Raw genomic sequence first — 23,210 nt, 5'->3', positions numbered from 1 at the left:
GCCTGCAAGTTATGTTTCCCATAGCCAAGCAAGCGGTATAACTAAAGATTATGAGCATAACCAAAGATGCCCTGATACACCGCTGTCATATTCGGGGTATAAACCAACTGTTAATCATCATGAAATTAACGGCCGTGTTATTGTTGATGGGAAGCCTTCATTTGAGCGCTGCATCCTATTCACAAACCATCACCTTGGAAGCCAAAGACTATTCGCTGAGGGAAGTCTTCAAAGCAATTCAGAAACAGACAGATTACAAAGTCATATACAACGTCCGTTTTCTGGAGCGGACAAAACCAGTGAACATTTCCGCTGAACAAATGCCTTTGGAAAAATTCTTGGCGCGTGTGTTGACCGATCAATCGCTGACATACGATATCCGGGAACGAACGATTCTAATCGGTCGTGCTCGTCTTAAGCCGAAACCCTTGCCTTGGGTGGATCTAGCGGCGCGTCAGGAGCGAATCGTTAGTGGTAAAGTCACGGATGAGGCCGATATTCCGTTGGAAGGCGTAACCGTATCGGTGAAAGGCACCCCGGAAGCGGTGGTCACTGATGCGGAGGGGAATTATCAAGTCAGTTTGCCGCGGAACGGGACGAGACTGGTGCTCACAATTGTGGGATTTGAGCCTCAAGAAATTACGATAGGCAGCAGCTCCGTATACGATGTAGTACTACGTGGAGCTGTCAGTGACCTGGACGAAGTAGTTGTAATCGGTTATGGTACCCAACGTAAGAGCGACTTGACCGGCTCGGTGGTCAGGGTATCCATGGGAGACAAAGAAAATCAGGCCAACGTCAACCTTCTACAAGCGTTATCCGGTACGGCAGCGGGGGTAAATATCCAAGCCACTGGCCTCGCGGGCGGCGAACCCAATGTATCCGTCAGGGGCCAGACCTCGCTGTCTGCCAATGACAATCCGCTGGTGGTGGTGGACGGCATTATCTACAACGGGGCCATATCAGACATAAACACGAACGATGTGGAGGCAATAGATATCCTCAAAGACGCCAGTGCAGCAGCCGTTTATGGATCCAGATCCGCTAATGGCGTAATGCTCATCACCACTAAAAAAGGGAAGACGGACAAACCGAACCTGTCGTTTAATATGTATTACGGATATCAGGATATGACCAATAATCCCATGAAGGTCATGAATGCTGAACAATATGCCATCAGGCTGGTAGACTATTTCTACCAACAGGACTTGTATAAGTGGTACTACACAAAGCCAACAAGCGCCGAGGGCAAACCGATGAGGCCCGATGTGACCGACCGGGAACTGGTTGCCGCTCGGTTAAGAACGCAGGAAGAACGCGATAACTACCTGGCGGGCAAATCCATCGATTGGGTAGATGAGGTTACGCGCAGAGCACCCATCCAAAACTATGACCTCAGCCTGTCGCAGCAAACCGAGCGCAATAATTACTTCGTGTCAGCTTCGTATACCGACGAGCAAGGAATACTTTCCAATGACTCGTTCAAGCGGTTCACCCTACGTACCAATTTTGAAAGTAAGGTGACAGACTGGCTGACCTTCGGGTTAAATTCATCTTACTCCTATCGAGACTATTCAGGGGTGGAAGCCAGTTTTAACAATGCCAGGCGTGCAAGCCCTTTGGCGAATAATAAGATTGGAGCCCCTGATTATGATATGTTCCTAACAGGGGAAACGTATATGCCCTATCCGTTCAACAACCTGAATGTCGACAACAGCGATATCCGCAACAATCTCTTTGTGGTGGGGAGAGCAAAGGTCACTGTTCCTTGGATAAAGGGCCTCACGAATGAGCTCAATTACTCCAACACCTACTCCGCCAATAACAATAACAGCTTCTATCCGATCAATACGCCCGAAGGGTCGGCCAACAAAGGGGAGGCCCGGAAACACCCATCTCAGGAGAGGAACTGGATCTTGAATAACATTGTGAGTTATCTCGGAGACTTCGGTAATCATCAGATTAACGGCACCTTGTTGTTTAGTCGTGAGAATCGGTATGCAGACAATTCGACGATTAGCAATACCGGATTTGAAAATCCGATTCTCGGATACAACAACATTGGCATGGGTACCTTGCCCGTTGTAGAATCCTCGGCATGGGAAGAAAACAGTTTGTCGTACATGGGCCGTGTTTCGTACAGCTACAAGGACCGGTATTTAGTCACCGGTACGGTTCGTAAAGACGGCTTTTCCGGTTTTGCCGCTAACAAAAAATTTGCGACCTTCCCTTCCCTATCGCTGGGCTGGGTACTTTCGGAAGAGCCATTCTTCGACAATGTCAAGGACGTATTTTTAAAGGTCAGGCTTTCTTACGGAAAAAATGGCAACCAGGGCATCGGTCGGTACTCTAGTTTTTCGCGAATGGATGCTAGGCCCTATGTATACGGTGCCACCACGGCAAATGGTGTGTTGCCAACCTCATTGGGGAACGCCGACCTCGGCTGGGAGACCACTGGGTCCTATAATTTAGGTGTTGATTTTGGCTTCCTGAACCGGCGGATCACCGGATCGGTCGATATCTACAATGCTAAGACAACGGATGTGCTCGTTAGGCGTGCGCTTCCCCCAGCCAGCGGCTACCCGAATATATGGGCCAATATCGGAGCCATCGGCAACCGGGGCGGCGAATTGGAGATGAGGACCATTAACCTACAGGGTAAGCTGCGTTGGGAAAGCAGTTTCGTCTTTTCATTGAACAGAAGCGAAATCACACAATTATACGGGGGCGAAGCAGATCAGGATCTCGGAAACTCGTGGTTTGTGGGAGAACCTATCAGCGCTATTTACGACTATGAAATGGCGGGTGGTGTATGGTCAGAAGATGATCTCTACAATGGCCGGACGTTAATGAATTGGTATCCCGGTCAATTCAGGTATGTCGACCAAAACGGGGATGGCGTTATTGACCCTAATTCAGATCGGACCATTATTGGCTATGAAGCACCAAATTATCGTTTCAGTATTGGCAACAACCTGTCTTATAACAACTTCAATCTTTCTTTCCTACTCAATTCCATACAGGGGGGCAATGGCTTTTACCTCATGGACAATTCCAGGGCCGTCAATGTAGCATGGAATGCTGACGACGTATTCCGCATCAATGCTACGGCCGTACGCCCATATTGGACACCGGAAAATGGGGTAGACAATGCAACAGGCATATATAACACACCGGTGCGGCAAAGCGGAATTTATGAAAGCAGGAGCTTTGTCCGGCTACAGGATATCACGTTCGCCTACCGATTTACCCCGTCTTTCTTAAAATCATTGAAACTGAAATTGTGTCAGTTATACGTCTCTGCCAAAAACCTGTATACCTGGACCAACTGGTCGGGTTGGGATCCCGAAGTCGGGCTGGGCAACTCCGCCGACGACGACACCCCATTAAGCAGGAACGTGACCGCAGGTTTCAGGCTTACCTTCTAATGTTTAAAGCAAAGACGATATACATGTTAATAGCTAAAAGTCATGAAAAAATCCATATATAATCTATCTAAGAAATGGCCCGCACTTACCCTGCTAGGGTTATTATTATCCCCTTCATGCAGTAAGGACATACTTACGGAAGTTCCGCTTGATTTCCTGGCCCCGGAAAATGCCTATCAAAACGTGGAAGGGATCAGGCAGGGCATCACCGGGCTACATTACAACGTCAGAGAAACGTGGTACTACGCCGACGATATCTATCTGGGTTCATCGCGACAAGACCCATTTGCCATTTTGATTGGTAGCTTGGGCACGGACGTGGCGTTTCACGGCGAAAATCCGGGAGGGAATAGGAAGCTGGTCAATTACCGATCGGAAATGACTTCGCAGGATCCGCAATTCACATATTTTTGGGTAACGTCGTATCAGATAATACAGCAGGCAAATGTGCTGATCGCTGGCATCGAAAAATCGGATTTATCCATATGGAACAGTGAAGATCAAAAAAATCAATTCTTGGCCGAAGCCCTTTTCTTCCGATGCTGGATGTATCGCCTTTTAGTGCCTTTGTATGGCGATGTGCCTTTGGTGACAGAAGCCATCAACACGGTCAGGACAGATTTTATCCGTACCCCGAAGGCCGAAATATACCAGTTGTTGGAGCGCGACCTCACTTTCGCCGGCGAGCATCTACCTGCCAGAGGAAGCGAGGAAGCCCCAGGCCGAATCACTAAAGGTGCTGCGTGGCATACCTTGGCCGAAATATACCTGAACCAATCCAAGTTTGAAGACGCTATCGATGCCGCCTCAAAAGTGATTGATGGCGCAGGGTACGCCCTCATGACTAGGCGCTTCGGATCTACACCGGACGTTTTCGGATCCGGTGATCCCTTTTTGGACCTATTCACTTACGGAAATCAAAATCTGGCGGAAAACAGGGAAGCTATTTGGGTAATCCAGCTAGAGCCTCTTGTCGTCGGAGGGAGAAAATTCCCGGGCGACCGGGGATGGGGGCCGGCCTACTTCCGGATGGGAAACACCCCCGACGGATTCCCTGCATTCAGAGGGGAAATGGTAAACGGCCAATACACAGGTTATTCGGATACGCTCGGGAGGCCCGTATCATGGATTAAGCCGACCAACTATGCGGCTTACGATATCTGGAGAAGCGATTGGAACAATGATATCCGAAATGCGAAACACAATATCAAGCGCGATTTTTATTTTGATAATCCGGCGTCAAAATATCACAAACAAAAAATCGATTTCGGCCTTTACCCTCCGGGCTCACGTAACGCGATGCGCGACACATGCCAATACATCTATCCCTACTTCTTGAAACATGCTTCGCCATTGCAGCATTTCACCGATCCTGCACAATCCGGTGCCGGCTGGACGCATAAAGATGTATATGTGATTCGACTTGCCGAAACGATCCTATTGCGGGCCGAAGCCTACATCGGGCTGGGCAATTTAGAACTTGCGGCAGCAGATATCAATGCCATTAGGGAGCGGGCACACGCCAAACCTGTTGCTGCTGCGGAGGTAGACATCGATTACCTGTTGGATGAACGGGCCAGGGAACTTTATGGCGAGGAGTTTCGGCATATTACCCTGCGCCGGGTGGGCAAACTGCTCGAAAGGGTCAGAAAATACAACAATAATCCCATCTATCCGGCCTGCAATATCCAAGACTATAATGTATTGTTCCCCATCCCGCAAAGCCAGATTGATTTAAATATTGACCATAAAATGGAGCAAAACCCCGGGTATTAATTCTTATCAAAAATTATTAACTGCAAAACGAACAATGAATATGGAAAAAAGAAGGGACTTTATCAAGAAAGCAGCCATTGCGTCCGCAGGCCTCACCTTTGGTGGGCCGATGATTTTCAGTGCAAAGAGCTACAGCAATATCATGGGGGCGAATGACAGGATCCGCGTCGCCACCATTGGCGTAAATGGCCGCGGTAACAGCATGTCCTCCACTTTTGCAAAACAAAAGAATACCGAGGTGGCTTGCATCTGTGATGTGGACGAGCGGGCCATCCCCAAGGCGATCAAACGCGTCTTGGACGCCGGGCAGGTCAATGTTCCCCGCCCAGAAAAAGACTGCCGTAAACTACTGGAAGACAAATCTATTGACGCTATATATATTGCCACGCCCGACCACTGGCACGCACCGCTTACTATCATGGGCTGTCAGGCCGGGAAAGATGTCTACGTGGAAAAACCCATAAGCCATAACCCGCGGGAAGGCGAACTGGCCGTCGCCGCAGCAAGGAAATACGATCGGGTGGTCCAGATGGGGGCACAGCGCCGTTCAGCACCTACCCTTACCGAAGGCATTGAAGCCCTACATAATGGCATCATCGGCCGCGTTTATTTTGCAAAAACATGGTATACCAATAACCGCAAGCAAACCTTTCTGAAACCAGGTGCCGTACCCTCCTGGCTTGACTATGAACTATGGCAGGGCCCCGCCCCGCGCATGGTTTATAAAGAGGGGTTGATCCACTATGACTGGCACTGGTTCTGGCATTGGGGTACTGGAGAGGCACTAAACAACGGCACCCACGAAGTGGATGTAGCCCGCTGGGGGCTGGACGTCGACTTTCCCTTACGCGTAAGCTCGGTAGGCGGCCGTTATCAGTACAAAGACGACTGGGAAACACCCGATACGCAAGTCATCACCATGGACTATCCGGGCGGCATATCCCTAATGTGGGAAAACAGGAGTTCAAACGGACGGCAGATCGAAAGCAGGGACCGTGGCATTATATTCTATGGCGAAAAAGGAAGCCTGGATACCGGTGGCGACATGTATACCGTTTATGACAGTGACGGCAAGTTGGTCAAGGAAGTAAAACCCCAGCAGAAAGAGGAAGAAATGCAGGGCCGAAATACTGCTAGCCCCAGCCTTGGTCTGGACAGCCTTCATGTGGCAGATTTTCTGGACGCCATGCGAAACAGGCGTAGGCCTAATTGCGATGTGGAGCTTGGTCATAAGAGCACGATGGCGATGCAAATCGGGAACATTGCGTGGCGACTGAAACGCGATATCCAGTTGGATCCGGCTAACGGCCATATCATTGGTGATAAGGAAGCACAACAACTGTGGAGCCGCGAATATGAAAAAGGCTGGGAGCCAAAAGTTTAATTAATCGACAATGAAAAACCCTTAATCAGTTAAGACTATGTCATCAAAATATCTTTTTTTTTTAAAAGTTGCTATGGTATTCGTTATCCTCGCGTGTGACAGCCAGACAATACTTTCTCCCAATGAGATTGGAATGGTTTCCTACACATATAGGAATGAATTCGCAAACGATGTACCATCAACATTGGATAAGATCCGGCAACTGGGTGTCGTCGATATGGAATTTTCAAACCTCTTTGGGCAGAGTGCCCAAAGTCTACGGAAACTCCTTGACGATAGGGAAATGTCGTGTTCATCATTTGGTGTGAGTTACGACGATCTAGTCAATAAAACTTCTGAAGTGGCCGAGAATGCCAACGCATTGGGTGCAAAATATGTGCGCGTGGCGAGCATTCCGCATGAGCGTGGCTCGTTCACATTGGAAGAGGCACAGAAAGCCGTAGCCGATTTCAATAGGGTGGGTAAGGCACTCAAGGATAAGTACGGGTTGATGTTTATTTACCACAACCACGGATTCGAGTTTCATCCGTACGGAGACGGTACGTTGTACGACTACATCGTAAATAATACCGATCCCGATTATGTGAGTTTTGAATTGGATATCCTATGGGCATTTTTCCCGGGTTTTGATCCGGTGGAACTATTGGAAAAGTATGGTCCCCGATACAAGGCACTGCACTTGAAAGACTTGAAGAAAGGGATAGAGGGAAACCTTTCCGGAGGCACTAACAAGGAAAATGACGTGGCATTGGGTACCGGTCAAATTGACATCCCTGCTATTTTGAAAGCAGCCAAGTCGGCCGGGGTAGCTCATTACTATATAGAGGACGAAAGCGATCGCGTAGACGAACAGGTACCACAAAGCATTGCCTATCTGAAAAGCTTACGCACATAAGTTTTACCACACCACCTTATACGAATCAAGCAAATTCGCAGAGGGCTTGGACACAAATCCCATATTCAGGATGTAAAACGTAGCAATGGAACCACTTAATTAGACTTGAACACACCAGAAAATGGATGCATAGTCGCGACTAGAGGTTAAGCAATCATTTTGAAATCTTATCCCTCGGATGTATCTTTGTTTTGACCAACATGGATAATCCTAAGAAATCAGCGGCGTATTGGGCATCGGAGTTCCAAAAGAGAAATTCTGCAGCTTTTGCGCATGTATTCGAATTGCATTATCGGCCGTTATGCTACTATGCGAGAACGATGTTGGCAAACCAAGCCGAGGCAGAGGATGCCGTATCTGAGGTATTGGTACGTCTTTGGGAAAAAGCAACTCATTTTGACAACCTGAACAGCATCAAAGGGTTTCTGTACATCAGTACAAAGAACCTTTGCCTTGATAGATTGAAGCAGCAAAAGCGGCAGCAAGCTTCACTGGATAACTACCTGTATGCGGTCGACACGGGTGAAGGTATTGAAGACTTTGGCATGCTGGAATCTGAAGTATTGGCGCAGGTATACGAAGAGATCGAACGTCTTCCCGCGAAAGCACGTGAAATTTTCAAACTGATTTTCTTTCATGGTTCAAAAACGGACGAGGTTGCTATCCAATTGGGTATTTCCGTAAAAACGGTGCGTAATCAAAAGTCTCGCGCCATCCAATTATTGCAGACTGCACTGCTTCGGAAAGGATTGCCCGCTTTTTCATGGCTTTGCTGTTTACTAATAGAGCGGTAAAAAAAGACGATAATTTTTTTGGGCGTTTTGCGATGTCTGTCGTTTCCATTATCGACAACAGGATTGAATATGCCCAAACAACGTCATTACATCGCTTACCTGATCGCACAGTCCCTTCGGCAAGCTCTTTCGTCTGAAGAGCAAGCAGCGCTGAATGCCTGGTTGGACGAGCGACCGGAGAACCGGGCATTTTTCGACACACTTGAAGATACAGAAAACCTCCGGCAGAAATTGCAGGTGTTTCATGAGGTAGACCGGAAGCGTCTCTGGGAAATCACACAAGCTAAAATGGCTGATCGGGGAATGGTAAAGGACCCGTCGATCCGCAAACTTCGCTTCTTGCTTCCTTATGCTGCTGCTGTTATACTCATCGCATTGATCGGAACATGGGTTTATTCGTTGGTGGGCGACCAACAAACGATGGAATCTGACAGGGCGTCTTTACTTTCCCATGCAGACATCCCTCCCGGTGGTAGTCGGGCTACATTGACCTTGGCAGACGGGCAGACGATCGACTTGAGCGAGGCTCAAACCGGAATTATCGTAGGAGACGGGATTACGTACCTTGACGGAAATTCCGTGCTTGGTGATCAAGTGAATGAGGGAACAAGGGAACATTCTCTTATGCTCACTACTCCCAAAGGTGGCACCTATCAGGTAACGCTTCCTGACGGTACGAAAGTATGGCTCAACGCAGCTTCTACGTTGAAATATCCCTCAAGGTTTGCAGGAAATGAACGGGTGGTTGAACTGAACGGCGAAGCGTATTTTGATGTTACGCCGGTGCGTAAAGCCGCAAATTCGCAGATTCGCAAATCAGCAAATTCCCAACGGATTCCGTTTAAAGTAGTAAGCAACGGCCAGACGGTGGAGGTGCTGGGTACCCAATTTAATATTGAGGCATACGGTGGAGACTCAGAAATTAAGACAACATTAGTTAAAGGCGCTGTGCGGATTGTACCCGAGACCGCAAGCCAGCCCGCCGTTACGCTATCCCCTGGTCAACAAAGTCGGTTAGCAGGTGAAAGCATCGTCGTAAATGATGTAGATATCGAACCCTATGTTGCCTGGAAATTGAATATGTTTCATTTTAAGCATACGCCGTTTGCAGAAATGATGCATCAGATTGAGCGTTGGTATGATGTGGATGTGGTGTATAACAGCCAGATTCCGCAGGAAACATTTAGTGGCCGGATGAAACGGAATGTTAGCTTGCTTGGGGTATTGAAGTTATTGAAAGCATCGGAAATTAAATTTCGCATTGAGGGCAGGCAACTGATTATTGACTAGAATAACCGTTATTAGGTAACCAATTTAACCATTTATAAACAGATTGCTATGGAAACATAAGTATTTTAGAATCGCGGGACGCTGAAACAGGAAGGTGTTACGAGCACCTCCCTGTAAAGTCCAGATATTGACATCGTATAACCAAGTATTAAAACCGGATTTTCAATATCCAAACCACACAAACGTAATGATAAATTATGTAATTCCTCCTTTGGGCAGGAGAAAACTGCCCAATGAACTTGCCAAATTATTCCGAATTATGAGGATAACTATGCTATTGCTTGTCGTCGGATGCATGCATTTGAGTGCAACCTCAATGTCACAAACGATTACGCTTAAAGCAAACCGGCAATCGCTTCCCAAAGTGTTTGAACTCGTTGAAAAACAGACAGGCTATCAGGTTCTATACAGCGATCGTTTTATTCAGTCGACCAAACCGGTTACAATTTCGGCCGATCGGATGCCTTTGGGAACATTCATGCAGGCGGTGCTCACTCCCGAGTCATTGACCTATCAAATCTTCGAAAATACCATACTGATTAGCCGATTGGCGACGGATGTTGCCGGAAATATTGACTCCGAGATGCAAAGCCAGCAACGAATGATTTCGGGTACAGTTACCGATGAATCCGGGACACCTCTGGAAGGAGTAACCGTGTCTGCCAAAGGTACCCCGGTAGCAGTGAAGACAGGCGGCGCGGGCGAGTACCGCATCGGATTTCCTCTAGCGGGTACAATGTTGGTGTTTACAAATGTCGGGTTTGAACCGGCCGAGTATGCGGTAGGTAATCGAAGCCGGATGGATGTGTCGATGAAAGCATCCATGAGTGACCTCGATGAGGTCGTGGTTGTGGGGTATGGAACACAGCGGAAAAAGGACGTAACAGGTTCCGTTTCTTCGGTCAAGGGAGAAGATCTGGAAAAAACACCGGCGACAACGTTTGTCCAATCCTTACAGGGCAAAATTCCGGGGGTCGATATTAAGGCGGCTTCCAATGCGCCTGGTGGAGGGATGCGCATCCGGATCAGGGGCACAAACTCTATCAATGCCTCGAGCGAACCGTTATACGTGATTGACGGTTTCCCGGTGATGAACGGCGGATTTAATCCGCAGGGCGCGGGCAATCAGGCAAATCCGGCCGACCCGCTAGCTTCTATAAGCCCGAATGAAATTGAATCGGTTGAAATATTGAAGGACGCCTCTGCCACGGCAATATATGGATCAAGAGGTGCAAACGGGGTTGTCCTGATTACAACCAAACGCGGGAAGGAAGGAAAGGCGAAAATCGATTTCGGATATTCCCTCAATGTTGCTTCGATCAGAAAGAAATTGGATCTTGCCAATGCAGAGCAACTTGCTGTTCTCACGAATGAATGGGCAGCCAATAACGGGCAGCCAGCTTTTTATGACGGAGTGAAAAAGCCGCTTCCCGAAGAGCTTGGTGAGGGCACGGATTGGCAGGATGTAATCTTTAGAACAGCACCCACGGCAGATTACAATTTATCCGTTTCCGGGGGAACGGAAAATACCAAGTATTTGGTAGCCGGAAGCTATTTAAATCAGGATGGTATTATTATCGAATCCAATTTCAAGCGTGCGGGCCTGAAATTTAACCTGGATCAACATATAAGTAAGCGTATAAAACTAGGTGTCAATATGAATGCAAGCCGGACCGTAAATGACGCTGTTCCTTCCGACGGTACAGGCTATCAACACGATTCTCCCTTATGGAGTGCTTTGACAACGACACCGGCTATCGCTGTACGGGATGAAGAAGGGAATTATATCCACAACCATAACGAAGGTATCGAGAAAATTATCGAGAATCCGGTATCGATTGCCCGGACAAGAACGGACATTACCTATGCCAACAGGGTTTTAAGCAGTGCCTTTGCCGATGTTGAAATTATTGATGATCTTACCTTTAGAGCAAATTTCGGGGCGGATATCGTGAATTCCAAACGAAACATTTATGTGCCCAATACAGCCCAAACGCAGGCATTGCCGAATATAGGAATTGCGTCGGTAGGTACGATACAGTTTTTGAATTGGCTTGCCGAATATACCCTCACTTACAATAAAGCGTTCGGATCGGATCATCGGCTTTCGGTTTTGGCAGGGTATACGGTTCAAAACTCTGATAATGAGTCGGTATTCAGCGAGGCGCAAGGATTTTCAACGAATAGTTTTTCGTTTAATAACCTAGCGGCTGGTTCTAACCCAAGGCCTTCCCAGACCTCCAAAGAGGAGTCTGGCTTGCTGTCCTATATCGGACGGATCAATTATGCGTATCGGGATAAATACCTCTTTACCGGGACGATACGAAGAGATGGATCGTCGAAATTCGGTGAAGACAATAAATGGGGGTATTTTCCATCGGTTGGAATCGCCTGGGTGCTAAGTGAGGAACCGTTCTTACGCAATTCCAATTTGCTCAGTAACTTGAAGCTAAGGAGCAGTTATGGATTGACGGGAAATCAGGATATCGGGTCATACGCTTCTTTAGCACTCTATAACACGACACGGACCATCCTAGGTGGCGAACCCGTGATCGGATTCGCGCCAAATCGGATTGCGAATCCGGATTTAAAATGGGAGAAAACAAACCAGTTCAATGTTGGGGTGGATGCCGAGTTTCTGAAAGGTAAATTTCAGTTTTCTGCCGAATACTATATAAAGAATACAAAGGATCTGTTGTTAAATGTTACGATTCCCAACCAGTCGGGATATAGCAATTCGATACAGAATATTGGAGAAGTTGAAAACAGGGGAGTTGAATTAAGTGCCGGATTTAATACTATCGGCAAATTGAAATGGTCGTCTTCGGTCAATATTTCTTTCAACCGGAACAAGGTGGTATCGTTGGCGGAAGGAACCGAGCGGTTGATTTTTACACTTGGAAGAGGAGAAGCTTCATTTGGCAGTTCGATCGCCATTCCAGGCAGGCCGCTGGGTTCATTTTACGGATACCGGTTTCTGGGAATTTGGCAGAGTGCGGAGGAAATTACAGAAGCCGGCAATAGCGTCGGTGGTGTTAACCGACCGGGACTGCCAAAGTATGAAGACCTCAATGGAGACGGATTCCGGCAAAACGACGATGACAGAGCCATCATCGGAGATCCGAATCCGGATTTTATTTTCGGATTTTCGAACAATTTCTCCTTTCGAGACTTTAGTCTGTTTGTATTCGTCAACGGAAGTTACGGAAATGAGATTTTTAATTTGAACCGGATTGCACTATTGTCGCAACCCCAAAAACACAATGTGCTACAAGTTTACTACGATCAACGTTGGCGGGGTCCGGGTACAAGCAATACGATCGAAGCACCACTGCATAACGCCGGGGAATGGAAGAATGGGAGCGATAGAGATGTATTGGATGGGTCCTTTCTGCGCGTAAAGACGGTCACGCTATCCTATCATCTTCCCGAAAAATTATTGAAAGGAGTGGGTTGGCTTCGAAACACGCAAGTGTATCTGTCCGGCGAAAATCTACTGACGTTTACCAATTATAGTGGATTTGATCCAGAAGTGGATTTATACGCATCCAGCAATACCCAAATGGGAGTAGATAACGGATCTTATCCGGCATCTAAAAGCGTTCGATTCGGGTTTAAAGTTGGATTTTAAGCCTAATTAGCTAGAGATAAATATATCAGTGATGATGAAAACTAAAACTATAATTATAGCAAGCTTGGTAGCATTGATGGTCCTATCACTTTTTTCCTGTGAGGGCATTCTGGATGAAAATCCACCGAGCTCGATCAGCTTATCAAGTTTTTACCAGTCTGAGGACGATGCGCTGGCAGGGCTCTATGGTGCATACAGCATTATCTATAATGTATCGGCACAAACTTATTTAAACTACGGAGAGGTAAATGCGGATGATCTGGGAATCTCGCCGATTGTGTCCGACGCCTATTCGTGGGACTTCTTCACATACAACAGTGATGTGACCGGAGGCCTGTGGTCGGCTTGTTATAACGGGATCAATCGTGCAAATGAAGTGGTTCAATATACCGATCGAATCGATTTTAATGCTGAAAAGAAGGCGGATATCATCGCCGAAGCGAAAGCATTGCGGGCATTCTATTATTTTCAGTTGGTGCGCACGATGGGAGGGGTCCCTTTATATGAATCACCTACAGCGGGGTTTGACAACATTGATGCACCTCGGGCCACGGCAGACGAGGTATATGATTTGATCATCGGGGATTTGACAGCAGCCGCGGCAGAACTTGAGCCGATCAGTCCAGCAGGTAGAATCAATGCTTATGTAGCGGATGCATTGCTAGCCCGGATATTTTTATACCGCGGCGATTATCCCAATGCGTTGATGCATGCAAAAAGAGTAATTGATTCGGAAAGGTATAAGCTTTTTCCAGACTATGCTGACATTTTCAAGCCCAAGGGCAATAATGGGGTAGAACATATCTTTCAAGTGCAGTATTTAAGCGGTGAAATCAACAGTGGAGTTCCAGGAGCATTCGGTCCGAGGCAGCGACCCGGACAATTCCTAAAGTCATTTTGGGCCAATACAACTGTAGGCGGTTCCTGGGCCCCTTCGGCTGATTTCGTTGCCGAAAATCCCGATTCGTACCGCAAATCCGTAACAGTAGCTGATCGGTATGAACATATCGATGGGGTAACAGGCACGGTAACGATGGAGGAAATATATGGAGGCGATTTTCCTTATTATGTCTGTAAGTTTGATGACCGGGAAGCTGAATTGCAATCCGGTGAAAATTTTACGATCATCCGCTATGCAGATATTTTGTTGATCGCCGCAGAAGCTTTGAATGAGGTCGATCCGGGCGATGCTCAAAAATATAACTGGATCAATCAAATACGGGAAAGGGCCAGAAATGGTGTTGAAACAGATTTACCCGACCTTGTGGGGTTATCGCAAGACGAATTCCGCAACGCTGTTCTCGAAGAACGGCGATTTGAGTTGGCTTTTGAAGGGCAAAGGGCTTGGGACCTGAAAAGAAGGGGAACCTTTTTAGCGAAACTTAGTGCGCAGGGCAAGGAGGTCGAAGATTTCATGTTGCTTTTTCCAATTCCCGACGTACAAATAGAATTAAATCCAAATCTGGAACAAAACCCCGGATGGTGAACATGAAATGGACCTTACTTCTGTTTTGCCTGGCGTGTCATTCCACGAACGACTCATCTTCAGCTTCAAACGCAGATAATGATCGGCCCAATATTATCTTCATGATGGCAGACGACCTCGGGTGGGGAGACGTCGGTTTTAACGGTAATGCATGGGTAAAGACACCCGCACTTGATCAAATGGCCAGGGAGGGTATCGTTTTTTCCCGGTTTTATGCGGCGGCACCTGTATGCTCGCCAACGCGGGGAAGTTGCCTGACGGGAAGGCATCCTTTCAGGTACGGTGTTTTTTTTGCTAATCGTGGTAAAATGGAGCCAGAAGAACTGACAATGGCCGAGTACCTTCAAGGCAAAGGTTATCGTACCGGTCATTTTGGAAAATGGCACCTGGGAACACTTACAAATGACGAGAATGATGCCAACCGGGGAGGAAGGGATTCCGCGCATTATGCTCCTCCTTGGGAGAATGGATTTGATATCTGTTTTTCAACGGAGTCGAAAGTCCCTACTTGGAATCCGATGATCACGCCCGACGCCGATGCAGGTGACGTCGGAAAAAATAAACCGGGAACGCCATTCGGCACGTTCTATTGGAACGAAAAAGGAAAGAAAATCAACGATAACCTCGAAGGAGATGATTCGCGTGTGATCATGGACCGGGTTATCCCATTTATTGAAGATCAGGTTAGTAATGAGGCTCCCTTTTTTGCAGTGGTTTGGTTCCATACGCCACATTTACCCGTTTTAACGGGCGAAAAGTACCGGAATCTCTATAAAGGACAAAGTACCGATTTGCAGCACTATTACGGTGCGATTTCTGCAATGGATGAACAAATCTGTCGGTTGAATGCCCGGTTGAAGGAACTTAACATCGATAAGAATACATTGGTGTTTTTTACCAGCGATAATGGACCGGAGGGAAAAACACGGGCAAATCGAACGCAAGGCAGTACAGGGGGATTCCGTGGACGGAAACGCAGTCTCTATGAAGGAGGAATACGCGTTCCGGGTATTGCTGTCTGGCCTGCAAAAATAAAAGGGGGACGACAAACCGATTATCCTGCAGTTACGTCCGATTATTTTCCGACCGTACTCGATATTTTGGGTGAACGGAATCAGTTTCCGGTCCGTCCGATCGACGGGATTTCCCTCATGGAAGCCTTGAATGGGGATACGCAGGTGCGGCCGGTGCCCATTGGCTTTCAATCGGAAGAACAGAAGGCATGGATAGACAACCAGTACAAGCTCTTTGTTCGCAATGGCCAACCACCTGAACTGTATGATTTATTAAACGATCCATTCGAAACGAAGGATATTTCAGGGGAGCATCCGGATCAATTAAAGAAAATGGAAAAATTAATAAGTGATTTTGTAAATTCTTGCACGGCGAGTGAGCGCGGTGCAGATTATAACTAAAAATGATGGATAAATCGATTTTTCTATGCCTGATAGCCCTAGCGATCGGTGCAGGCTGCCAAAGAGCGGGTAATAACTCACCGAAACGTTCGTTCCCAGACAAACCCAATGTGCTATTTTTGTTTGCAGACGACCAGCGCGCAGATGCGCTGGGTTGTGCTGGAAACACGTATATCAAAACCCCCAATATCGATGAGTTGGCTGTACAGGGTGTTCGCTTTACGAACAATTACGTAATGGGAGGGCATCACGGGGCTATCTGTGCGCCAAGCCGGGCCATGCTGATGAGTGGAAGGAGCCTTTTTCACGTATATGATAAACTGGATGGCGTAACTACGATGCCCAAGTACTTCGCTGATCACGGATATGAGACCTTTGGGACCGGCAAATGGCACAATGGGGGCGCAACGTTTGAGGCGTCCTTTCAGCAAGGGAAAAATGTATTCCTCGGGGGTATGTGTGATCATTTCAGTGTCCCGTGCCGTGAGTTGGGTCCGGATGGTAAATTGACTACCCCGGTAAAGAAAAGCTATTCTACCGATTTGTTTGCAGATGCGGCGATTGAGTATTTAGATCAGTACGCAAAAGGGGATAAGGAAAATCCTTTCTTCTGCTACGTTGCGTTCACAGCGCCGCATGATCCCCGTTCCCCCCGAACGGATTACATTGGGATGTACGAACAAGCCGGCATTCCGATACCGGGTAATTTCAAGAAGTATCACCCCTTTGCATTCGACGATATGCAGATCCGTGATGAAAATTTAGCGCCATGGCCGCGTACGCCGGAGATGATTCAGGCGTCCTTAAGTGACTATTATTCATTGATCAGCCACATGGATAACCGGATTGGAGACATCATTGAAACCCTGAAAAAGTCGGGTCTTTTTGAAAATACCATTGTTGTTTATGCTGCGGATAATGGTTTGGCCATAGGCAGTCACGGACTATTGGGTAAGCAGAATCTATATGAGCATAGCATGAAGGTTCCGTTGATTATCCGTGGCCCTGGTATTCCCGAAGGGGAGGTTTCGGATGCGCTCGTCTACTTATACGACTTATTCCCCACCTTGTCGGATATGTGCGGGTTATCTGTGCCTGAAGGAGTAGATGGAAAAGTGATTACGCCGATTATCAAAGGGGAGTCTGACAGTATGCGTACATCTTTGTTTACGGCCTACCGAAATACGGTGCGAGCGGTTCGGACGAAACAGTGGAAGCTGATCCGTTATCCAGAAAGAGATTATATGCAGCTTTTCAATCTAGAGAACGATCCATTGGAAATTAATAACCTCGCTATGCTACCGGAAAGCAAGTCGACAGTTGATTCAATGACCGTATTGCTCAAGCAATGGCAGGTCGCAACGGACGACACAGCTGCTTTGACCGCAAAATCCATTTTGCCACTGGAGTATAACCCGGAAAGATTTGAACAGAACCCCGATGTCCATCAACCCAAGTATACACTGGATCGATATTTTACCGATTGAATTGATTTTTGGGTGAAGGTTGATTTTTGATGATGTTGCCAAGCTGTAGAATAATTTGTAACTTTCCAGCGACAAAAGAGCTGGGATGTGACCGATTATAGCCAATACAGCGACGACGATTTATTACAGGAATTGCAGTACAACAGAGAGTCTGCCTTGGTAGCGCTTTATAACCGGTACTGGGATAAACTATTTGTGGTTGCTGCAAATCTGCTCAATCGGGCAGAAGAAGCCGAGGAATGTGTGCAGAATGTGTTTTTAAGCCTTTGGAAGCGACGGGAAAATCTACGGCTTCGTTATTCGCTGCACACTTACTTGGCGGTGTCGGTCAAGTATCAGTCTCTCACAATGTTGGCGCATGCCCATCGTCGTTCTGCGCAGGTGGAATGGAACGAGGCGCTGGACATGGTCGACACGGTTTCACCCGAAGAAGCATACTTAGCAAAGGAGCTACAGCGCCGAATTGAACAAAGCATCAATCGACTTCCTGCCCAATGTCAGCTGGTTTTTCGGATGAGCCGCGAAAAAAATATGTCGGCGAGAGCCATTGCGGACGAACTTCAGTTGTCCGAAAATACGGTTAAAATGCACCTCAAGAATGCAACCAAAAAGCTGAAAGGCGACTTGTTGATACTTATTCCGACTGTCTTGGATCTCTTCTTCGATAAGACGAACTAAATTTTTCTTCCGATACACCCTTTTCCTGAAAAAAGTAGACTATGGATTAAAGACCCAATTGTAAATGGATTTAGCTCGTAGCGAAATAGAGGCTTTAGCGTCAAAAATGATCGACGGCAGCATTACGGCTTCCGAGCAAGCGCAACTTAATGTATGGTTGGACCAACAGATGACCAAGAATGTCGTCGAATTGGATACCACGTTTGCCGATAATGCCGAACAGCTTAAGGACCGAATGTTGCGACATATTCTCGAACAGGCAAACGCAGCGAGCCCGCATCGTGCCAGCGTCCGGATGATCCGATGGCTTCCTTATGTGGCGGCGGCAATGCTTGTGGTAGCGATGATCGGTATAGGCGTGCTGAGTGTGAATAACAAACGAGTGGCCAAGATGGACACGGTACCTCTCTTGGATAGCATGGATATTCCCCCAGGTGGCAGCCGCGCTGTGTTGACGCTCGCCGATGGCCGGACGATTAACTTAAGTGAGACGCATGTAGGAATTGTCGTAGGAGATGAGATTGCCTATTTGGATGGTAGCTCCGTTTTCGGTAAACAAGAAAGTAAGGGAAGAAGTGAGCAAGACACCCGTTCACTGGTACTCACCACCCCCAAAGGGGGTACGTATCAGGTAACCCTCCCTGATGGTACCCGTGTGTGGCTTAACTCGGCTTCTACATTAAAATATCCGTCACGATTTGCAGACAATGAACGCGTGGTTGAGCTGAAGGGTGAAGCCTACTTTGAAGTCGCCGGTTCTCCGACCCTTCCATTCAGGGTAATCAGCAAAGGACAAACAGTGGAAGTACTCGGAACCCAATTCAATGTCACAGCATACGAAGATGAGCACGACGTGAAAACAACATTGGTTGAGGGAGCTGTGCGTGTTATGCCCGGCACCGGACATCGGTCGCCCGTTACACTATCCCCGGGCCAGCAAAGTAGTTTGGTCGACGGCAAAATCACCATAGGCGACATCGATACCAGCCCCTACGTTGCATGGAAGTCAGGCATGTTTCATTTTAAGCAAACGCCATTTAGGGAAATGATGCGTCAGATTGAGCGTTGGTATGACGTAGATGTCGAATACGGCAGCAGCATCCCACAAGAAACATTCAGTGGCCGGATGAGCCGAAATGTAAGTTTACTAACGGTATTGGATTTATTAAAAGTATCAGAAATCCATTATCAGATTAAGGGAAAGAAACTTATTATCGAATAGTTAACGGAGGGATAAACTAAAATAAGACGCTATGGAGACCTGATTACTTCAAAATTACCCAGCAAGGAACACAATACAGGGAAGTGTTACCGGCACCTCCCTGCGCATGTTCAGACATTGCCTTTATTAAAAACCAAGTATTAACCGGATTATCCAATATCCAAACTGTGCAAACGTAATGATAAATTATGTGAATCTCCTATTGGAGACTAGAAAACTACCCAATGAACTAGCCCAATTATTCCGAATTATGCGAATAACAACGCTACTACTTTTTATCGGGGCGATACACCTGAGTGCAGCCACCCGATCGCAGACGATTACCCTTCGGGTCGACCAGCAATCGCTTCCCAAGGTGTTCGAATCGGTCGAATCACAGACCGGCTTTCTGATCGTCTACAACGACCGTTTTGTTAAATCAGCTAAACCGGTTACGATCGTGGCTAACCGGATGCCTTTGGAAGATTTTCTCCAAGCGGTACTGACTCCACAAGCATTAACTTACCAGATCAAAGAAAATACGGTATTGATCAGCCGGCTGAAGAAAATCAATAGCGCCGATGCGCCTCCTGCGGTGTCTATGCAACAACAGCGGACATTGACCGGAAAGGTTACGGATGAATCGGGCCGACCGTTGGCAGGGGTAACCGTATCCGTTAAAGGAACTTCGATCGCAGTTACCACCGATGTCAGCGGCGAATACCGGATTACGATTCCTTCCGGAGCAAGTATCCTCGTGTTTACCAGTATCGGTTTCGATTCCCTTGAACATCCAAGTGATAACCGGCAGACCGTTAATGCCTCGATGAAAGCGTCGGTCAGTGATCTGGATGAAGTAGTGGTGGTTGGGTATGGAACCGTCCGTAAGTCGGATCTGACGGGGTCGGTTGCTTCGGTGAAAGCCGAAGAGTTGCAGGCCACACCGATTACGTCACTGGACCAAGGGCTGGTGGGTAGGGCATCGGGCGTGATGGTTACGCAGACATCCGGTATGCCGGGCGCCATTGCGTCTATCCGTATACGTGGATCCAGCTCGTTGCAGGGCGGCAACGAACCCTTATATGTGATTGACGGTTTTCCCATCTATAACGGATCTGGATTTGGCAATACAGGCGGCAATGCGCGGATGAGTGGGTTGTCTGCGGTCAATCCTTCGGACATCGAATCGATCGAGATTCTGAAAGACGCGTCTGCAACGGCCATCTACGGTTCGCGTGCAGCAAACGGTGTCGTGCTGATCACAACTAAGAAAGGAAAAAGAGGTGAAGACCGGATTACGTTCGACGTGAATTACGGTATTCAGAACGTTGTACGGAAAATTGACGTGATGAACGCCTATGAATATGCCCAATTAGTGAATGAAGCGTATATGAACGATGGACTTGAGCCGGTGTATGACGATGCTAAAATAGCCGAATTGCGCTCGAATCCGACAGGTACAGATTGGCAGGAAGAGGTTTTCCAACAAGCACCCACACAAAGTTACCAGCTTAATATTGCAGGGGGTAACGACCGGACCATGTATTCGGTCTCCGGCAATTATTACAGCCAGGATGGTGTTATCCGGAATTCCTATTTCGACCGATATCAGGGGCGGGTCAATTTGGAACGGGATGTGCTGAAGAATGTGAAGATCGGTACGCACCTGAATATCAGCCGTACCATCTCCAATGCAACACGAACCGATGCCGGGGGGCAACAGGGTGTGGTGTCGGCAGCAATGAAATTCAATCCCATTCAGCCGGTATACAGTGACGAAACATTGGGTATTTATACACCGGTCAATATTCCGGGGATCATTTATGCAAACCCCGTTGCTTCTGCATTGGAACGGATACATAAAAGCCAAACAACGCGCTTCCTTGGCGACATGTTTGCCGAATGGGCTATTCTGCCGGATCTGAAAGCCAAGGTTTCGTTCGGTACAGATTTATTCAATACGAAATTTGATACCTATGTCCCGGCAAAGATTTACGAATCCAATGGGGTAGCCAACGCCACAATTACGGGTGGATACAATACGAATTGGCTGAACGAAAATACATTGACCTGGACCAAGGAAATCAATGAGGTGCATAACATCAACGTACTGGGAGGACTTACCTTTCAGCGTTATATGGCCGAAGGTTTTTCGGGCTCTTCGCAGGGCTTCGTGAACGATATCCTTGGACCGAACAGTCTCGGGTCTGGGTCGGTCTACAACCAACCGTCATCCGATAAAACGGAATGGAGCCTGATGTCTTACCTCGGCCGTGTCAACTATGGGTTCAAGGATCGATACCTGTTTTCGATAAGTGGCCGTGTGGATGGCTCGTCACGTTTCGGAGCAAACAATAAGTTTGCGTTTTTCCCATCGGGATCGTTTGCGTGGCGGGTTATCGAAGAGCCCTTTTGGCAGCCGGGTCTGCTGTCGGACCTCAAATTGCGCGTAAGCTATGGTGTAACGGGAAATCAAGAGATTGGATTATATCGGTCGCTTCCCACGTTAACCAACAATAGGTATACCATCGGCCGGGCACTGGTAACGGGCTTCTTCCCCAATATCATCCCCAATCCGGACTTAAAGTGGGAACGGACGGGACAGTTTGATGTCGGCGTGGACGTTGCCTTTTTTGATAATCGGTTGCGGCTGACATCCGACTTTTACCAAAAGCGAACCACGGACTTGATATACGATGTAACGGTGCCGTTTGTTTCCGGGTATGGTACATCGCTCCAGAATATTGGCAGTGTGGTCAATAATGGGTGGGAACTGGCAATCGAAGGGGATCCCTTCCGGGGTGATTTTTCGTGGTCGTCAAGTTTCAATATCTCTTTCAATCGGAATAAGGTATTGGAGTTGGGTGGCGAGTCGTATAAGGATGTGGGAACGGACGATGGCCATTTGAAAACGGGATCAGTTCACCGGCTGATTGTAGGCAAGCCGATGGGGCTTTTTTATGGATACCAGTACGATGGCCTTTTTCGCAATGAGGAGGAATTGGCGGCCGGACCAGCTGGCCCCACAAATTGGCTGGGTGGACGCCGCTACAAAGACATCAGTGGCCCAGATGGGGTACCTGATGGCAAGGTGGACGCTACTTATGACCGGGCGGTGGTCGGTGATCCCAATCCAGACTTTTTCGGCGGCTTTACAAACACGTTTTCCTACCGCGGCTTGGAACTGAACGTGTTTCTCCAGTATAGTTATGGCAACGATATTTTCAACTACAATGCGATGGAATTGGAACTGCCGTCGGGCGGTCAAAATGTGTACCAAGGACTGGTTGATCGGTGGACACCGCAGCATCCCGATGCAAAATATCCGAAAGCGACCACCAACCGGTCGGCAGTATTCAGCAATGTCTTTATTGAGGATGCTTCTTACCTGAAGATCAAGACAATTACGATGTCCTATACCTTTTCGAATCTTAAATTGAAGTATCTCAACCGGGCAAAGGTGTATGTAACAGGCCAAAACTTATTTGCCTTCACAAACTACAAAGGCTACGATCCGGAGGTAAGTTACCGGGGCGCATCTAATTTGGAAATAGGGGAAGACTTCGGTGGTTATCCCATGGCGAAAACATTTCTCTTGGGCGTACAAATTGATCTGTAAGTGAATCTGATTTAACAACGAACTGTCATGAACCCGACATGATTAAAATAATCATTTAAACCATAGGGTAATGATTATTTTAATCATCAAAGGCTCCATCCCGTGAAGACGGGACAGGTACTGACA

At 47.6% G+C, this 23,210-nt stretch carries 13 protein-coding genes; all 13 read left to right on the top strand.

The window, feature by feature from the left end; translation table 11 throughout:
* The first annotated feature begins 50 nt into the window (after nt 1–50).
* Nucleotides 51–3,428 carry a TonB-dependent receptor gene (locus BMZ56_RS16840; RefSeq protein ID WP_090628673.1) on the top strand — a complete coding sequence of 1,126 codons (3,378 nt, stop codon included), beginning with the start codon at nt 51–53 and terminating at the stop codon, nt 3,426–3,428.
* Nucleotides 3,429–3,470: 42 nt separating this feature from the next.
* Complete coding sequence (locus tag BMZ56_RS16835; RefSeq protein WP_090628672.1) at nt 3,471–5,204, top strand: RagB/SusD family nutrient uptake outer membrane protein; 1,734 nt, start codon at nt 3,471–3,473, stop codon at nt 5,202–5,204.
* 40 nt (nt 5,205–5,244) lie between these two features.
* Nucleotides 5,245–6,588: a Gfo/Idh/MocA family oxidoreductase gene (locus BMZ56_RS16830; RefSeq protein WP_090628881.1), complete on the top strand. Its 1,344-nt coding sequence runs from the start codon at nt 5,245–5,247 to the stop codon at nt 6,586–6,588.
* A 73-nt stretch (nt 6,589–6,661) separates the two neighbouring features.
* Nucleotides 6,662–7,483: a sugar phosphate isomerase/epimerase family protein gene (locus BMZ56_RS16825; RefSeq protein WP_245893271.1), complete on the top strand. Its 822-nt coding sequence runs from the start codon at nt 6,662–6,664 to the stop codon at nt 7,481–7,483.
* A 200-nt stretch (nt 7,484–7,683) separates the two neighbouring features.
* Nucleotides 7,684–8,277 (top strand): RNA polymerase sigma factor, encoded by a 594-nt coding sequence (locus BMZ56_RS16820; protein WP_090628669.1) that lies wholly within the window; start codon nt 7,684–7,686, stop codon nt 8,275–8,277.
* Between the two features lie 69 nt (nt 8,278–8,346).
* On the top strand, nt 8,347–9,567 hold the full coding sequence (locus tag BMZ56_RS16815) for a FecR family protein (RefSeq protein ID WP_104443723.1): 1,221 nt from the start codon (nt 8,347–8,349) through the stop codon (nt 9,565–9,567).
* A 316-nt stretch (nt 9,568–9,883) separates the two neighbouring features.
* Nucleotides 9,884–13,198: a SusC/RagA family TonB-linked outer membrane protein gene (locus BMZ56_RS16810; protein WP_177195184.1), complete on the top strand. Its 3,315-nt coding sequence runs from the start codon at nt 9,884–9,886 to the stop codon at nt 13,196–13,198.
* 31 nt (nt 13,199–13,229) lie between these two features.
* On the top strand, nt 13,230–14,684 hold the full coding sequence (locus tag BMZ56_RS16805) for a RagB/SusD family nutrient uptake outer membrane protein (protein ID WP_090628663.1): 1,455 nt from the start codon (nt 13,230–13,232) through the stop codon (nt 14,682–14,684).
* A 2-nt stretch (nt 14,685–14,686) separates the two neighbouring features.
* Nucleotides 14,687–16,099 carry a sulfatase family protein gene (locus BMZ56_RS16800; RefSeq protein WP_177195183.1) on the top strand — a complete coding sequence of 471 codons (1,413 nt, stop codon included), beginning with the start codon at nt 14,687–14,689 and terminating at the stop codon, nt 16,097–16,099.
* 2 nt (nt 16,100–16,101) lie between these two features.
* The gene (locus BMZ56_RS16795) at nt 16,102–17,586 is read left to right on the top strand and encodes a sulfatase family protein (protein ID WP_218146601.1); all 1,485 of its coding nucleotides are present in this window, start codon (nt 16,102–16,104) and stop codon (nt 17,584–17,586) included.
* An 87-nt stretch (nt 17,587–17,673) separates the two neighbouring features.
* Nucleotides 17,674–18,264 (top strand): RNA polymerase sigma-70 factor, encoded by a 591-nt coding sequence (locus tag BMZ56_RS16790; RefSeq protein ID WP_090628660.1) that lies wholly within the window; start codon nt 17,674–17,676, stop codon nt 18,262–18,264.
* A gap of 64 nt (nt 18,265–18,328) precedes the next feature.
* Nucleotides 18,329–19,486 carry a FecR family protein gene (locus BMZ56_RS16785; protein ID WP_090628659.1) on the top strand — a complete coding sequence of 386 codons (1,158 nt, stop codon included), beginning with the start codon at nt 18,329–18,331 and terminating at the stop codon, nt 19,484–19,486.
* A gap of 250 nt (nt 19,487–19,736) precedes the next feature.
* On the top strand, nt 19,737–23,084 hold the full coding sequence (locus BMZ56_RS16780; RefSeq protein WP_090628657.1) for a TonB-dependent receptor: 3,348 nt from the start codon (nt 19,737–19,739) through the stop codon (nt 23,082–23,084).
* Nucleotides 23,085–23,210 lie beyond the last annotated feature (126 nt).

The sequence above is a fragment of the Parapedobacter indicus genome (assembly GCF_900113765.1).
Lineage (GTDB): Bacteria > Bacteroidota > Bacteroidia > Sphingobacteriales > Sphingobacteriaceae > Parapedobacter > Parapedobacter indicus.
The sequence above is the reverse complement of the archived record's forward strand: the minus strand, read 5'-3'. Positions and strand labels throughout refer to the sequence as shown.